Here is a 13,734-nt window from a genome sequence, read left to right as displayed (position 1 = left end):
GACAAGGCTTCTAGCGTGGACGGCAAAGGTCCGTCAAGGCGCTGCGGGCATCGGGGAACATGAACTGGAAGCCTGTGCGCAGCAGCTGCGCCGGCACCACGCGCTGGCCTTCGAGCAGCAGGTCGGCCTGCTCGCCGAGCAGCAGCTTCACGGGCGCGGCGGGCGTGGGCATCCAGCAGGGGCGGTGCAGCACACCGGCGGCGACGCGGGTGAATGCTTCCTGGCTCAATGCGCCGGGGGCTGTGACGTTGAAGGCCTGCGCGTCAGCGGGACCCGTGTCGGGCTCGGCGACGGTCCACACATGCGCGATGGCGCGGATGAGGTCGTGCACATGCACCCACGACAGCCACTGCCGTCCGCTGCCCAATCGCCCGCCCATGCCGAGCTGAATCGGCATCAGCAGCTGCGGCAGCGAGCCTTGGTGTCCCAGCACGAAGCCGAAGCGCAGGCAGGCCACGCGCACGCCATGCGCCACGGCCGCGTGCGCGGCCCGCTCCCAGCGCTGGCACAGCGTCGACATGAAGATGTCCTGCGGCGGTGCGTCTTCAGCGAGCTCCGCGGTGTCGCCCTGCGGCTGCACGCCGTAGTAGCCGATGGCCGAACCCGAGAGCAGCAGCCACGGTTTGCGCGGACGTGCCGCGATCCATGCGACGAGCTGTTGCGTCAGGCCTTCACGGCTTCGCAGCAGTTGCTGCTGGCGCCGCGCGCTCCAGCGCTGGCCGAGGATGCGCGCACCCGCGAGGTTGACGACGACATCGATGGCGTCCGCTGCAGGAATCTGGTCGAGCGACTGCACGCAGCGCACCGCGCCGCCGAAGCCCCAGGCGGCAGCGCGCGCGTCGCGTGTCCACACCGTCACCGCATGGCCGTCGGCCAGCAGATGGCGCACGAGGATCTGGCCGATGAAGCCGGTGCCGCCCGTCACCAGCACCTGCTGCGGCCTGGTGCCGAAGCGCACAGGGGCCTCGACGGCGCGTACCTGCGCCTGCTTCTGCTGCTTGAACAGCGCGCGCGCCGCAAAGCCGTCGCGCAGCCCCGAAATGCCGACGCCCACGCCGCACAACGCCAGGAAGGCACTGAGCCAGCCATGCGGCTGCCACACCATCGCCGTCGGCTGGTCTGCCCAGCCGACCGCGCTCATCGCCAGCAGCGCGATGAACGCGCCGGCGTTGATGGCCAGCACCGTGTGCGTCACGCGCTCGGTGGGCGGCAGCAGGCGGCTGCCGTCTTCGACCACGAAGTCCCACAACGTGAGCACGATCTCGATGCCGAACACCACCAGCAACACCCACGCCCATGCGCCGTGCCAGGCCCACGCCGACAGCCCGAGGAACAGCGCGCAGTAGATCGACGAGCGCGTGGCGTGGATCGCCAGCTCGCGCCCCGCCGTGCCCCGGCGCGGCAGGGCCTCGGTGCCTTCGTGGTGGTAGAGCGTGTCGAAGGCGCCCAGCGCACCCTGCGCCGCCATGAGCTGCAGGGCCAGCAGGTGGGTGTCGATCATGCGGACACCGCCTGTTCATGCGCCTGCGCCGTCGGCTCCGGCACCTCTTCGAACACGCCGACCTGCGTGAAGGTGGTGCCCATGAGGCAGTGGCGGATCTCGATGCGGATGTTGAAACGCTCCGGCGTTTCGTTGTGGTGCCAGAGGAAGGTCTTGCCCGGCGTGAACAGGCCCGGCAGCGGGATGCGCCAGCCGAACACTTCCCAGAAATAGCCGTCGCTCTGGAAATGCAGGCTGCCGTTCTCCACGCTCAGCACCAGCTTCATGCCCAGCCCCATGCCCACGTACTCCAGCACCTCGCCGCGTTCGCTCTCGCGCATGAAGCTGGTGAACTGGATGGGCCGGCGCCCGTGCAGGCGGTAGATGCGTTGCTTGTAGATGGCCGGATCGTCGGGCCTGGCGTAGACCTGGATTTCCACGGGGAAGTGGCTGTCGCTGTAGGGAATCAGCGCGCCCTGGATCATCGGCTGCGTGAGGTGCCCCAGCAGCTTGCCGAAGCGCGAGCAGCGCAGTTCGCTGAGCGCGCCCAGGTAGTGCAGCGCCTTGCCCGGCGAGGGGTTCTTGTCGAAGCGCCGGCGGATGTCGGGATGCAGCCCCATCCAGGCCCCGCCCAGGATCTTCTTGAAGAGCTCGCCTTCGGAAGGAGGAGCAGGAGACGGCGTGACACGCGCGACGGAAGAATCGACCATGCGTCGATTCTGCCTCGGCAACCCCAGGCCGACCCCGCAGCGGTGCCGTGATTCCGGGCCATGGGACAATCGCCCGCTTCCCGCTTTTTCCCTTTCCCATGCCTCCTTGGCACGGGCCCGTCCGGCCCTCAAGCACCATGCGCGCCTTCACGCTTTCCGATTTCGATTTCCATCTGCCGCCCGAGCTGGTGGCCCAACACCCGGCCACCGAACGCACCGCCTCCCGTCTGCTCGACGGCACCGGCGCCGCCCCGGCCGACCGCATCTTCAAGGAACTGCCCTCGCTGCTGCGTGCGGGCGACCTGCTGGTCTTCAATGACACGCGCGTGGTCAAGGCGCGCCTGTTCGGCGAGAAGCCGACCGGCGGCAAGCTCGAACTGCTGGTCGAACGCGTGCTGCAGGGGCAGGAGGTCGTGGCCCACATGAAGGTCAGCAAGAAGCCGCCGGTGGGCACCACGCTGGAGATGGTGGGTGGGTTCCGTGCCACGCTGCTGGGCCGCTGGCCCGAGGAAGACGGCGCGCTGTTCCGCTTCGCCTTCGAGAGCGACACCGGCGAGAACCCCTACATGCTGATGGAGCGCTGCGGCCACGTGCCCTTGCCGCCCTACATCACGCACACCGACTCGGCCGACGACGAAAGCCGCTACCAGACCGTGTTCGCACGCGTGCCCGGCGCGGTAGCCGCACCCACGGCCGCGCTGCATTTCGACGAAGGCCTGCTGGCCGAACTCGACGCGCGCGGCGTGCAGCGCGCCAACGTCACGCTGCACGTGGGCGCCGGCACCTTCCAGCCGGTGAAGACCGAGAACATCGCCGAGCACACGATGCACGCCGAGCGCTACGAAGTGCCCGAGGCCACGCAGCGCGCCATTGCCGAATGCAAGGCGCGCGGCGGCCGCGTCGTGGCCGTGGGCACGACCACCGTGCGCACGCTCGAGTCGTGGGCGAAGAGCGGCGAGGCCACCGGCGACACGCGCATCTTCATCACGCCGGGCTTCGCCTTCGCGCATGTCGACGTGCTGGTGACCAACTTCCATCTGCCGAAGAGCACGCTGATGATGCTGGTCTCGGCCTTCGCCGGCTACGAGCGTGTGATGGCGCTGTACGCCCACGCCATCGCCAACGGCTACCGCTTCTTCAGCTATGGCGACGCCATGCTGCTGCAGCGTCAACAAGACTGAGACGACCATGCTGAACTTCGAACTCCTCAAGACCGACCCCGACAGCCACGCGCGCCGCGCCACGCTCACGCTCAACCACGGCAAGGTCCAGACGCCGATCTTCATGCCCGTGGGCACCTACGGCACCGTCAAGGGCGTGATGCCGCGCAGCCTGGAAGAGATGGGCGCGCAGATCATCCTGGGCAACACCTTCCACCTGTGGATGCGCCCGGGCCTGGACGTGATGGCGAGCTTCGGCGGGCTGCACCAGTTCGAGAAATGGGACAAGCCCATCCTCACCGACTCGGGCGGCTTCCAGGTGTGGTCGCTGGGCGCGATGCGCAAGATCAGCGAAGAAGGCGTGAAGTTCGCGTCGCCGGTCAACGGCGACAAGCTGTTCCTCACGCCCGAGGTCTCGATGCAGATCCAGACCATCCTGAACAGCGACATCGTCATGCAGTTCGACGAGTGCACGCCCTACGACACCAAGGGCCACATCACGACCGAGGCCGAGGCACGCGTCTCGATGGAGCTGAGCCTGCGCTGGGCCAAGCGCTGCCAAGCCGAGTTCGCGCGCCTTTCGAACCCCAACGCCCTCTTCGGCATCGTGCAGGGCGGCATGTTCGAGAACCTGCGCGAAGAGTCGCTCGCGGCGCTGGTCGACATGGACTTCCCCGGCTACGCCATCGGCGGCGTGAGCGTGGGCGAGCCCAAGGAAGAGATGCTGCACATCATGGGCCACACGCCGCACCGGCTGCCCGCGAACAAGCCGCGCTACCTGATGGGCGTGGGCACGCCGGAGGACCTGGTGCAGGGCGTGGCCGACGGCGTCGACATGTTCGACTGCGTGATGCCCACGCGCAACGCGCGCAACGGCACGCTGTTCACGCGCTTCGGCGACCTGAAGATGCGCAACGCGCGCCACAAGAGCGACCCGCAGCCGATCGACCCGAGCTGCACCTGCCACGCCTGCGCCGGCACCTCGGGCGTGAGCTGGAACGACGGCGGCCGCGAGGGCTTCAGCCGCGCCTACCTGCACCACCTGGACCGCTGCGGCGAGATGCTCGGGCCGATGCTCACGACCATCCACAACCTGCACTACTACCTGAACCTGATGACGGAGATCCGCGCGGCGCTGGACGCGGGCACGTTCACGGCGTTCCGGGCGCAGTTCAAGTCGGACCGCGCGCGCGGCGTCTGACAGCCGGCGCGGCGGCGTTGGGGTAGGCTCGCGGGCATGACGCCCACCGCCTCTGCCTCCGCCTACACCGCCCGGTATCCCTCGCTCGCCGGCCGCACCGTGTTCATCTCGGGCGGGGCCAGCGGCATCGGCGAATCGCTGGTGCGGGCCTTTCATGCACAGGGCGCCAAGGTCGGCTTCTGCGACCTCGACACCGTTGCCGGCGATGCGCTCGCCGCGCAGCTGCAGGGCGAACACCCCGCCCTCTTCGTGCCCTGCGACGTGACCGACACACAAGCACTCGCCGCCGCCATCGACGCGGTGCGCCAGCGCTTCGGGCCGGTGTCGGTGCTGCTGAACAACGCGGCCAATGACCGGCGCCACGAACTGGCCGACGTGACGAGCGACGACTTCGATCGTCTGGTGGCCGTGAACATCAAGCACCAGTTCTTCGCCGCGCAGGCGGTGGCCGATGACATGCGTGCGTTGGGCGGCGGATCGATCGTCAACTTCGGCTCGATCAGCTGGATGATGAAGGGCCGGGGCTACCCGGTCTACCAGGCCTGCAAGGCAGGCGTGCGCGGCCTCACGCGCTCGCTGGCGCGCGACCTGGGCAAACAGAACATCCGGGTCAACACGATCATGCCGGGTTGGGTGATGACCGAGCGGCAGATCAAGCTGTGGGTCAAGCCCGAATCGGGCGCCGAGATCGATGCGGCGCAATGCCTGCCGGGGCGTGTGATGGCGGAAGATATCGCGGCGATGGCGCTGTTCCTCGCGGCCGACGACTCGCGCATGTGCACCGCGCAGGACTACGTGGTGGACGCCGGTTGGATCTAAGCCCCCACCTTCCTTCTCCTTCTCTTCTTCGAGACAGGACGAAAAAAAGCCCGGCACAGCCGGGCTTTTTCGTTGGCGCGGTCCGCGGACCGGATCAGTCGCGCAGTTCGGCGGGCAGCGTGCCGCCATTGGCGGCGATGCGGCTCATCACCTGCTTGTGCAGGCCGATGTTCCATTCGGCCGAACCGGGCTCGCCGTTGCTGTAAAGGATTTCGCTGGCCAGTTCCTTGCGCGCGGCGAGGCTGCTGTCCAGGCCCAGCAGCTTGAGCAGGTCGACGATCGAGGTGCGCCAGTTCAGGCCGGCGGCGCCCGGCATCGCGTCCAGGACGGCGGGCACGTCGCCCAGCGGGATTGCAGCCGGCGGTGCGGCGACGGCCGGTGCGCCCGGTGCAGCCGCCGGCGGTGCGGCGACGACTTCAGCGGCGTTGGCCGACGGGAAAATCTTGGAAAAAATCTTGCCGAAAATGCTCATGGGTGTGCTCCGTCAATGTGAATGGGAAAACCCGCGGCACGGCGTTGCGTACCGCAGCCCGGGGTTGTAGCACGACCGTGCGGCGGTTCCGCTACGTGGCCGGCTGAACCGGTGCACCCGGCGTGACCGATTGCGCAGTGCCGGTCACAGGTGTGTGGGGCGACGGCGACTGCGCACCCGCCGAGGTTCCGCAGGCATGGCAGAACTTGGAGAACGCGCTCTTGCGCGTGCTGCAGTGGCCGCAGTGGTCGAACAGACCGATGCCGCAGTGCGGGCAGAAGTCGATCTCGTTGTTCTTCAGGTCCACCGGTCGCTCGCAGCCTGGGCACACGCTCTTGCCCAGGCGCGCCAACGCGACGTCGTAGCTCAGTTCTTCGCGGCGCACCTGGTCGGGCTGCTGCTCGGCAAGCTTCTGGCGCGCCAGGTAGCGGTTGAGCGCAATGATCGCGTAGCGCCCCACCAGCACGGTGAGCACGATGCCCACCACGTAGCGCACATAGCCGCCGTAGCTCGGCAGATAAGGCACCAGCTCGACGAAGAAGGCAAAGAGCGCGAAGAAGATGAAGCCCCACACGAAGGGCCAGTAGGTGCTCTTGCGCTTCTTCACGAACAGCCAGCCGGCCACCAGCAGCAGCGGCAGGGTCAGCGCGAGCCGGTAGGCGAACACGCGCAACTCGACGCGGCGGTATTCGGCGTTCAGGCGCTCCTGCGCGTCGTGCTCCAGCACGCTCAATGCCTCGCGCGCGCGCTGCTCGGCCTGGCGCGCGTCGAGCGCGATCTGGCGTTGCGCATCGGCCTTGCGCTGCGCCGCGTCTTCCTTCTGCTTGAAGGCGTCGAGCGCCTTGGTGCGCGCGATGAGTTCGGTGTCCTGGTCGGGCTGCGCGGTGGCGCGGCGCGTGGCGATCCAGTTGCCGAAGGTCTCGCGCGCGTTGGCGCTGGCCTGCTGCGCCGTGTTGAGCTGCAGCTGTGCCTGGTCGAGGTCGCGCGCGGCCTGCTCCTCGGCCTTCTCGGACGCCTTGATGGTGGCGCGCAGCGGCTCGGCCGCCGGCTTGTCGATGAAGTCGTCGAGCACGCGCACGCGCTCGACCTGCGGCAGGTCGCCCACGATCGTGCTGCCCAGCCCGATCAGGAAGCTCGCGAACACGAACGCCACCAGCCAGAGGCCGCGGCGGAACCACTTCTCGGACAGGCGCAGGGATTTGCTCATGGTCTTTCCTTCTTTCTTTCTGTTCTTCGTTGCTTCTTTTCGCTCAGAGCTTGAGTGTGACCTGCGGCGCGCCTAGGCCTGCGCGCGGCAGCCAGGCGAACACCGAGTCGACGGTCACGGTCTCGATGCGGTCCGAGAAGCGTTTCTCGTTCGGATGATCGTCGAAAGCAATGTTGGCCGAACCCACGCGCCCGCCCAGGCGGGTCAGCGGGCCGAGCGTCAGCGTGGTCGGCTCGTAGCCCTTGAACTGCAGCCAGGCCTGTGCCTGCGCACGGGTGCCGATGGTGGCGGGCTCCATCGCGGCGGCCAGGGTCTCGATGGCCCACTGGTTCGACTGCTGGTACTTCTGGCCCCAGACGTAGCTCACGATGCTGTAGGGCGCGACGTTCAGGCGCACGAGGCGCGCATCGGGCTCGCGCAGCGCGGCCAGCAGTTGCTGCTGCACCGCGGGCGTGGGCACGGACCAGGCGGCCTCGTAGCGCCACAGGTCATCCAGGAAGAACTCGCCGAGCCCCTGCCGGTAGACCGCCGCCACGGCCGTGCCGCAGTGGTTGAGCTTGTGCACCACGCGCCACGGGCCCTCGTCGGTCTTGTAGGCGATGCCCAGGTGCGAATAGCGCAGGCCGTACTTGCTCAGGTCCTGCCCGGCGCGCGCCAGGATGACCACGCGCGCGCCGCTTGCATCGAGCTGTTGCGAGGTGCGTTCGGCCAGTTGCATGCCCTTGACGATCAGCGCCGCCGTCGGCTTGACCTGCTCGCATGAGCGGCCGGCATTCGCCTGCAGCGGCAGCACCGCGGCCAGCGCGAACGCCAGCCACAGCGCGGGGCGTATGGCGGGCTTCACGACAGTCTTTCGTTGTGGAGCAGTGCGCGGCCGACCGCGTTGGGCACGAAGGCCAGCACCTCGCCGGCGGCCGAGAGCACGACCCCCGTGCCGATCACGCTCACGACCACGGCCGTGCCGGCGACCACCGACACGCCACGGGTGGCGCGCCCCATCACCTTGACGCTGGCGCGGGCGCCGTCCGAGGCACGCTCGAGCAGATAGACCGTGCCGTCGACCGAGGCCTCGACCGCGATCACCGTGAGCACCGAACCGCCCACCGAGAGCGCCGCGGGCACGGCCACCACCGCGGTGGCCGATGCGCCGACCACGGAGGCGGCACCGACCACCGACGCCACGGGCAGCAGCGACAGCGCGGCCGAGGCCTCGCTCTGGGCCTGCGCGGGCAACGGCGTCGCGACACCCGCGAACGCGGTGCAGACGGCGAAAGCCAGGGCGGCCATCGACCGTGCCAGGGTGGTCTTGCGCGAAGCCGGCTGGCCGCGCTGGATGATCGAAACGGTGGAGGATGAGAGGGGTTGCATGATGGCCTCGCGGCGCTGTGAAGGTGAGCGAATGATGGTTCGCCTTCACGCCGCGAGGCTCGAATACTTCAACCGGTTGCGATTTTGGAATCCTTCGGTATATCCCAGGGATACCGAAAGCGCGGCCAGCCTCAGGCGGAGAGCAGGCTGCTCACACGCTGGCGCAGCGTCTCGGGCTGCACCTCCTGCGGCGGCACGGGCGCGCCGACACGCAGGCCCACGCGGCTGAAGAAGCCGCGACGGAAAGGCTTGGCCATGGCGACCTGCTGGCCGCCGCGCAGCTCGATGCGGCTGAAGTAAGAGCCCCAGAGGTTGGTCAGCGCCATCGGGATCACCGGCGGCTCGATGCCTTCGGCGCGCGCGCCCTCGAGGATCTTCATCACGCCGCCCTTGAAGGGCTGCAATTCGCCGTCGCGCGTGATCGCGCCTTCGGGGAAGATGGCGAGCAGGTCGCCCTCGCGCAGCACGTCGATGGCTTTCGCAAAGGCGGCCTCGTACGCGGCCGGGTCTTCCTTCTGCGGCGCGATCGGAATGGCCTTGGCCAGCCTGAACAGCCAGCCGAGCACCGGCACCTTGAAGATGCGGTGGTCCATGATGAAGCGGATGGGGCGCGGGCTCGCGGCCATCAGCAGCACGGCGTCGATGAAGCTCACGTGGTTGCACACCAGCACGGCGGCGCCCTCGGTGGGAATGTGTTCGTCGCCCTTGATGTCGAAGCGGTACACAAAGCGCGACAGCACCCAGGCCACGAAGCGCAGCAGGTACTCGGGCACCAGCATGAAGATGTAGAACGCCACCACCGCGTTGGCGATGCCGGTGAACAGGAAGATCTGCGGGATGCTGAAGCCCGCGCCCAGCAGCGCGCCCGCCAGCACCGAGCTGCCGATCATGAACAGCGCGTTGAGGATGTTGTTCGCCGCGATGATCCGCGCGCGGTGCGTGGGCTGGCTGCGCAGCTGGATCAGCGCATACATCGGCACGCTGTACAGGCCCGCGAAGAGCGACAGCAGCGCCAGGTCGGCCATCACGCGCCAGTGCGCGGCCTGGTGCACGAAGGCGCCCAGGCCCATGCCCGCCGAAGGCGGCAGGGCGCGCGAGGCGAAGTACAGGTCGATCGCGAACACGCTCATGCCGATGGCGCCCAGCGGCACGAGGCCGATCTCCACCTGCCGGCGGCTCAGCGTCTCGCACAGCAGCGAGCCCACGCCGATGCCCACCGAGAACACCACCAGCAGCAAAGAGGCCACCTGCTCGTCGCCGTGCAGCACTTCCTTCGCGAAGCTCGGGAACTGGCTGAGGAACACCGCGCCGAAGAACCACATCCACGAGATGCCCAGCAGCGAGCGGAACACCACGATGTTCTCGCGCGCCAGCATCAGGTTGCGCCAGGTTTCGCTGAAAGGGTTCCAGTTGATGACCAAGCTCGGGTCGGTGGCCGGCGCGGGCGGAATGGCCTGCGCCACGCCGCGCCCCACCAGCGCGAGCAGCAGGCAGGCCACGGCCACCGTGGTGTGGCCGATCTGCGGCAGCGCCACCAGCAGCCCGCCCGCCACCTGGCCCAGCAGGATGGCGACGAAGGTGCCCATCTCGACCATGCCGTTGCCGCCCGTGAGCTCGCGCGAATCGAGCACCTGCGGCAGGTAGGCGAACTTGACCGGCCCGAACAGCGTGGAGTGCAGCCCCATGAGGAACACGCAGGCCAGCAGCACCACCGCGTCGGCACGCACGAAGCCCCAGGCGGCGATCACCATGATGGCGATCTCGAGGTTCTTGACGAAGCGGATCATCTTCGTCTTGTCGAACTTGTCGGTCAGCTGCCCGGCCGTGGCCGAGAACAGCAGGAAAGGCAGGATGAACAGCGCCCCGATCACCAGCCCCGCCATCGCCGGCGGCATCCAGCTCAGCTGCAGCTGGTAGGTCACCATGACGGTGAAGGCGAACTTAAAGAGGTTGTCGTTCGCGGCGCCCGCGAACTGGGTCCAGAAGAAGGGTGCGAAGCGCCGCTGGCCGAGCAACGCGAACTGGTTGGCGTGGGCGTTGGGCTCATGAACCACGGGCGCGGGCGCTGCGGCGGCGGCGGGGGTTGTCATTCGATGCAATCTCCTCTTTGTCTTCTACCGCTGCGCCACGGGCGCTTCAGGGGTCAAGCCGCGACCGCGGCTGGGTCGGGATTGTGCCGCAGCAGGGTGGCGCGCCAGCCCTTTTCCAGGCGGCACAGCGCCAGCAGCACGGGCAGGCCGGCCAGCGATGCCACCAGGTGCTTGAGGGTGTGGCCCGACACGAGGTGGCCCGTGGCTTCGTAGATGGCGTGGTCGCCCAGCTCGAAGGCCTTGGCCAGCACATAGAACGCGATCACCCAGCCCAGCTTGAGCCCGACGGCGCCGCGCATCGGCGTGCTCAATGCCAGCGTGAGCACCACCGCCATGCCGCCGAACTGCACCAGCGCCCAGGGCAGCACGTTGCCGGTTTCCTGGCAGACCTCGGCCGCCAGCAGGCCGGCCGTGAGCACGAACCAGGCGGCTGGCCAGCCGGCGCGCTGGCTGACCCGCTCGCAGACCGCGATACCGATCAGGCCCGCGAAGGCCACGGCCATGCCGGCACGGTCGGCGGCGAGGCGGGGCGCGTCGGGCATCAGGTGATAGAAGGCCGAGCCGGCGGCGGTGGCGATCAGGCCGGCGAAGAACAGCCAGGCGCAGTCCAGCGTGTTGTCGGGCGGGTCGTTGGCGGGCGGTGCCAGCGGGAATCCGGCCAGCGCCTCCTGGTGCGAACGGTCGATGCGGTTGAGGCGGTACAGCCCCAGGCAGCCGATCACCAGGAATGGCAGGTTGCTCAGCACGTCCATCGCGTTGGGCAGGTGCAGCAGCGGCCGGTTGTCGGCGAACACCGAGGCGATCGCCACATCGGCAGCCGGCAGTGCCGGGCCGAAGAAGGCGACCAGCAAAAGCAGCGCGAAGGTGAACAGCAGTCCGCGTTCGCGGCGTGTCAGGGTGGGCAGAAGCATGGCGTTCCTCGGTGGGGGTGGTGGCTGGCGGGGTGGAATTTAGTTGCCAGCCCTCCCCCAGGCATCGAGAATCGATACGAGGCACTATTTCACACCCTTCGGTATCCTTTTTCTATACCTTCAACCCGTACCCTCCCTTCATGAGCACCACCGTCGACCTGGTCCAGGCCCTCAAGAACGAACTCAAAAGCGCCCGCATGACATACGCCGACCTCGCCCGGTCGCTGGACATGGCGGAATCCAGCGTCAAGCGCATGCTGGCCAAGAGCGACATGCCGCTGTCGCGCGTCGACGCGATCTGCCGCGCCCTGAAGATCGATTTCGCCGAGCTGGCGCGGCGCGTGGCCGACGCCCAGCCGCTGCTGAAGGAGCTGACCCACGAGCAGGAAAAAGCCGTGGTCAAGGACAAGAAGCTGCTGCTGGTGGCGATCAGCGTGCTGAGCCAGTGGACGCTGGAGCAGATCGTGGCGTCGTACCGGATCACCGAGGCCGAGTGCATCGGCTGCCTGGCGCAGCTGGACCGCATCGGCATCATCGAGCTGCGCCCGCTCAACCGGTATCGCCTGAAGCTCGCCAAGACCTTCCGCTGGCGCCCGCACGGTCCGGTGATGGAGTTCTTCCGCGAGAACGTCGTGCTCGACTACTACAAGGGCGGTTTCGACGGTCCGGCCGAAGGGCTGCTGCTGGTGCACGGCTCGATCAGCCGGTCGCTGGCGCCAGCCTTCCTGGAGCGGCTGCAGCGCGTGGCGCAAGACTTTGCGCAGCAGCACCAGACCGACCAGAAGCTGTCGGCCAAGGACCGCGAGGGCTACACCCTGCTGCTGGGCATGCGCAACTGGGAGTTCGAGCTCTTCACCCGCCTAAGGCGGAACTGAAGGCCCGTCAGGGCTTGGCTGCTTCGAGCGCGTCGCGCGTGGCGCGCGCGGCGTTCTTCGCCGCATCGGCGAAATCTTCGCCCGACGAGGCGTAGATGATCGCCCGCGACGAGTTCACGATGATCGGCGCATCGGCGCGCCAGCCGGCGCGCACGGTGGCGACCGCGTCGCCGCCCTGGGCACCGACGCCCGGGATCAGCAGCGGCACCGTCGGCGCGAGTTCGCGCACACGCTCGATTTCCGCCGGGTAGGTCGCGCCCACCACGAGGCCGAGCTGGCCGTTGAGGTTCCACGGGCCTTGCGCCAGGCGGGCGACGTGCTCGTACAGGAAGGGCTGGCCCTCGACGCTCGCGAGCCGCTGGCCCTGCAGGTCGGAACCGCCGGGGTTGCTGGTGCGGCACAGCAGGAAGGCGCCCTTGCATTCGTGCTTGAGATAAGGCGCGACCGAGTCGAAGCCCATGAAGGGCGACAGCGTCACGGCGTCGGCGCCGTAGCGCTCGAAGGCTTCGAGCGCGTACTGCTCGGCGGTGGAGCCGATGTCGCCGCGCTTGGCATCCAGAATCGTGGGCACATGGGGCGCGTTGCGGCGCATGTGCTCCATGAGCCGTTCGAGCTGGTCTTCGGCGCGGTGGGCCGCGAAGTAGGCGATCTGCGGCTTGAAGGCGATGACCAGGTCGGCCGTCGCGTCGACGATGCGCGCGCAGAAGTCATAGATGCGGCTGGCGTCACCCTTGTACGCCCCCGGGAATTTGGCGGGCTCCGGGTCGAGGCCCACGCAGAGCAACGAGCCGTTTTTTTGCTGTGCGGCGGCCAGCTTGTCGAGAAAAGTCATGAGGCCCGATTTTAAGGACCCCGCCCGCCAGCCTCAGGCCGAGGGCGTGGCCTGCTCCGCGGCCAGGCAGAGGTCGGCCCAGGCGCGGGCCTTGTCGGCCGGGTTGCGCAGCAGGTAGGCGGGGTGGTAGGTCGCTACGACGGGCACGCCATTCGCCTGCGCCAGCGGGACCGCACGGCCACGCAGCTTGCCCAGCGGATCGCGGCTTTGCATCAGGCTCTGCGCGGCCAGCGGGCCCATGGCCAGCACGACGCGCGGCGCCAGCGCCGCCGCGTGGGCATCGAAGGCGGTGTCGATCGGCTGCGGGCTGCCGGGCTGGCCGATGGCCACGTCGCGGTGCGTGCGCATCAGGTGCACCGGCGTGCCACCGTCGTGCAGTTTCAGCGCGCGCAGCATGTTGTCGAGCAGGCGGCCGGCATCGCCCGCGAAGGGCTCGCCGTGGCGGCCGTCGGCCTCAGGTGGCATGTCGGCGACGACCAGCCAGCCGCCCTGCACCGGCGCGGCGGCATCGGCCTTGTCGGCATACAGGCGGCAGGGGGCTTCGACCAGCACGGCGGCGACTTGTGCCACGGGCGGTGCTGCCACCGGGCGCGGGGCCGGGGCGGCCAC

14 protein-coding genes are annotated in these 13,734 nt (G+C 68.6%); 4 read left to right on the top strand and 10 right to left on the bottom strand.

The features are described 5' to 3' along the window. Positions 1-10: 10 nt before the first annotated feature. Positions 11-1,501: a TIGR01777 family oxidoreductase gene (locus D3H34_RS16605; protein ID WP_119554890.1), complete on the bottom strand. Its 1,491-nt coding sequence runs from the start codon at positions 1,499-1,501 to the stop codon at positions 11-13. Then, on the bottom strand, positions 1,498-2,190 hold the full coding sequence (locus D3H34_RS16600) for a DUF4166 domain-containing protein (RefSeq protein ID WP_119554888.1): 693 nt from the start codon (positions 2,188-2,190) through the stop codon (positions 1,498-1,500). The genes D3H34_RS16605 and D3H34_RS16600 overlap by 4 nt, the downstream gene beginning before the upstream one ends. Before the next feature lie 137 nt (positions 2,191-2,327). On the opposite strand from D3H34_RS16600, the gene queA reads away from it, so the two are divergent. The 3 genes from queA to D3H34_RS16585 are packed head-to-tail and all read left to right on the top strand — an operon-like array spanning position 2,328 to position 5,370. Continuing rightward, positions 2,328-3,371 (top strand): tRNA preQ1(34) S-adenosylmethionine ribosyltransferase-isomerase QueA, encoded by a 1,044-nt coding sequence (gene queA / locus D3H34_RS16595; RefSeq protein WP_119554886.1) that lies wholly within the window; start codon positions 2,328-2,330, stop codon positions 3,369-3,371. Between the two features lie 7 nt (positions 3,372-3,378). Further along, positions 3,379-4,551 carry a tRNA guanosine(34) transglycosylase Tgt gene (tgt, locus tag D3H34_RS16590; RefSeq protein WP_119554884.1) on the top strand — a complete coding sequence of 391 codons (1,173 nt, stop codon included), beginning with the start codon at positions 3,379-3,381 and terminating at the stop codon, positions 4,549-4,551. A gap of 36 nt (positions 4,552-4,587) precedes the next feature. Next, positions 4,588-5,370 (top strand): SDR family NAD(P)-dependent oxidoreductase, encoded by a 783-nt coding sequence (locus D3H34_RS16585; protein WP_119554882.1) that lies wholly within the window; start codon positions 4,588-4,590, stop codon positions 5,368-5,370. A gap of 94 nt (positions 5,371-5,464) precedes the next feature. On the opposite strand, the gene D3H34_RS16580 is transcribed toward D3H34_RS16585, so the two are convergent. From D3H34_RS16580 to D3H34_RS16555, 6 genes are all read right to left on the bottom strand, one after another. Beyond that, positions 5,465-5,842, bottom strand: a complete 378-nt coding sequence (locus tag D3H34_RS16580) for a DUF3597 domain-containing protein (protein ID WP_119554880.1) — start codon at positions 5,840-5,842, stop codon at positions 5,465-5,467. A gap of 91 nt (positions 5,843-5,933) precedes the next feature. Further along, the gene (locus D3H34_RS16575; RefSeq protein ID WP_119554878.1) at positions 5,934-7,049 is read right to left on the bottom strand and encodes a zinc ribbon domain-containing protein; all 1,116 of its coding nucleotides are present in this window, start codon (positions 7,047-7,049) and stop codon (positions 5,934-5,936) included. 43 nt (positions 7,050-7,092) lie between these two features. Then, complete coding sequence (locus D3H34_RS16570) at positions 7,093-7,893, bottom strand: DUF2145 domain-containing protein (protein WP_119554876.1); 801 nt, start codon at positions 7,891-7,893, stop codon at positions 7,093-7,095. Beyond that, entirely contained in the window at positions 7,890-8,336 is a 447-nt protein-coding gene (locus D3H34_RS16565; RefSeq protein ID WP_286185841.1) for a hypothetical protein, read from the bottom strand. Before D3H34_RS16565 ends, D3H34_RS16570 begins: the two co-directional genes overlap by 4 nt. Before the next feature lie 212 nt (positions 8,337-8,548). Continuing rightward, positions 8,549-10,507, bottom strand: a complete 1,959-nt coding sequence (locus tag D3H34_RS16560; RefSeq protein WP_119554873.1) for an MFS transporter — start codon at positions 10,505-10,507, stop codon at positions 8,549-8,551. 53 nt (positions 10,508-10,560) lie between these two features. After that, the gene (locus D3H34_RS16555) at positions 10,561-11,418 is read right to left on the bottom strand and encodes a hypothetical protein (RefSeq protein WP_119554871.1); all 858 of its coding nucleotides are present in this window, start codon (positions 11,416-11,418) and stop codon (positions 10,561-10,563) included. Between the two features lie 140 nt (positions 11,419-11,558). On the opposite strand from D3H34_RS16555, the gene D3H34_RS16550 reads away from it, so the two are divergent. Beyond that, positions 11,559-12,293, top strand: a complete 735-nt coding sequence (locus tag D3H34_RS16550; RefSeq protein WP_056577067.1) for a helix-turn-helix domain-containing protein — start codon at positions 11,559-11,561, stop codon at positions 12,291-12,293. 7 nt (positions 12,294-12,300) lie between these two features. Here D3H34_RS16550 and pyrF read toward each other — a convergent pair whose 3' ends face one another. Next, a complete protein-coding gene (gene pyrF, locus D3H34_RS16545) occupies positions 12,301-13,125 on the bottom strand; it encodes an orotidine-5'-phosphate decarboxylase (RefSeq protein ID WP_119554869.1) in 825 nt (274 codons plus the stop codon). 33 nt (positions 13,126-13,158) lie between these two features. Further along, positions 13,159-13,734 (bottom strand): uracil-DNA glycosylase family protein (locus tag D3H34_RS16540; RefSeq protein WP_119554867.1); only part of this gene is annotated, 576 nt, incomplete at its 5' end.

The sequence above is a fragment of the Acidovorax cavernicola genome (assembly GCF_003581445.1).
This window is presented reverse-complemented; position numbering and strand designations above follow the sequence as displayed.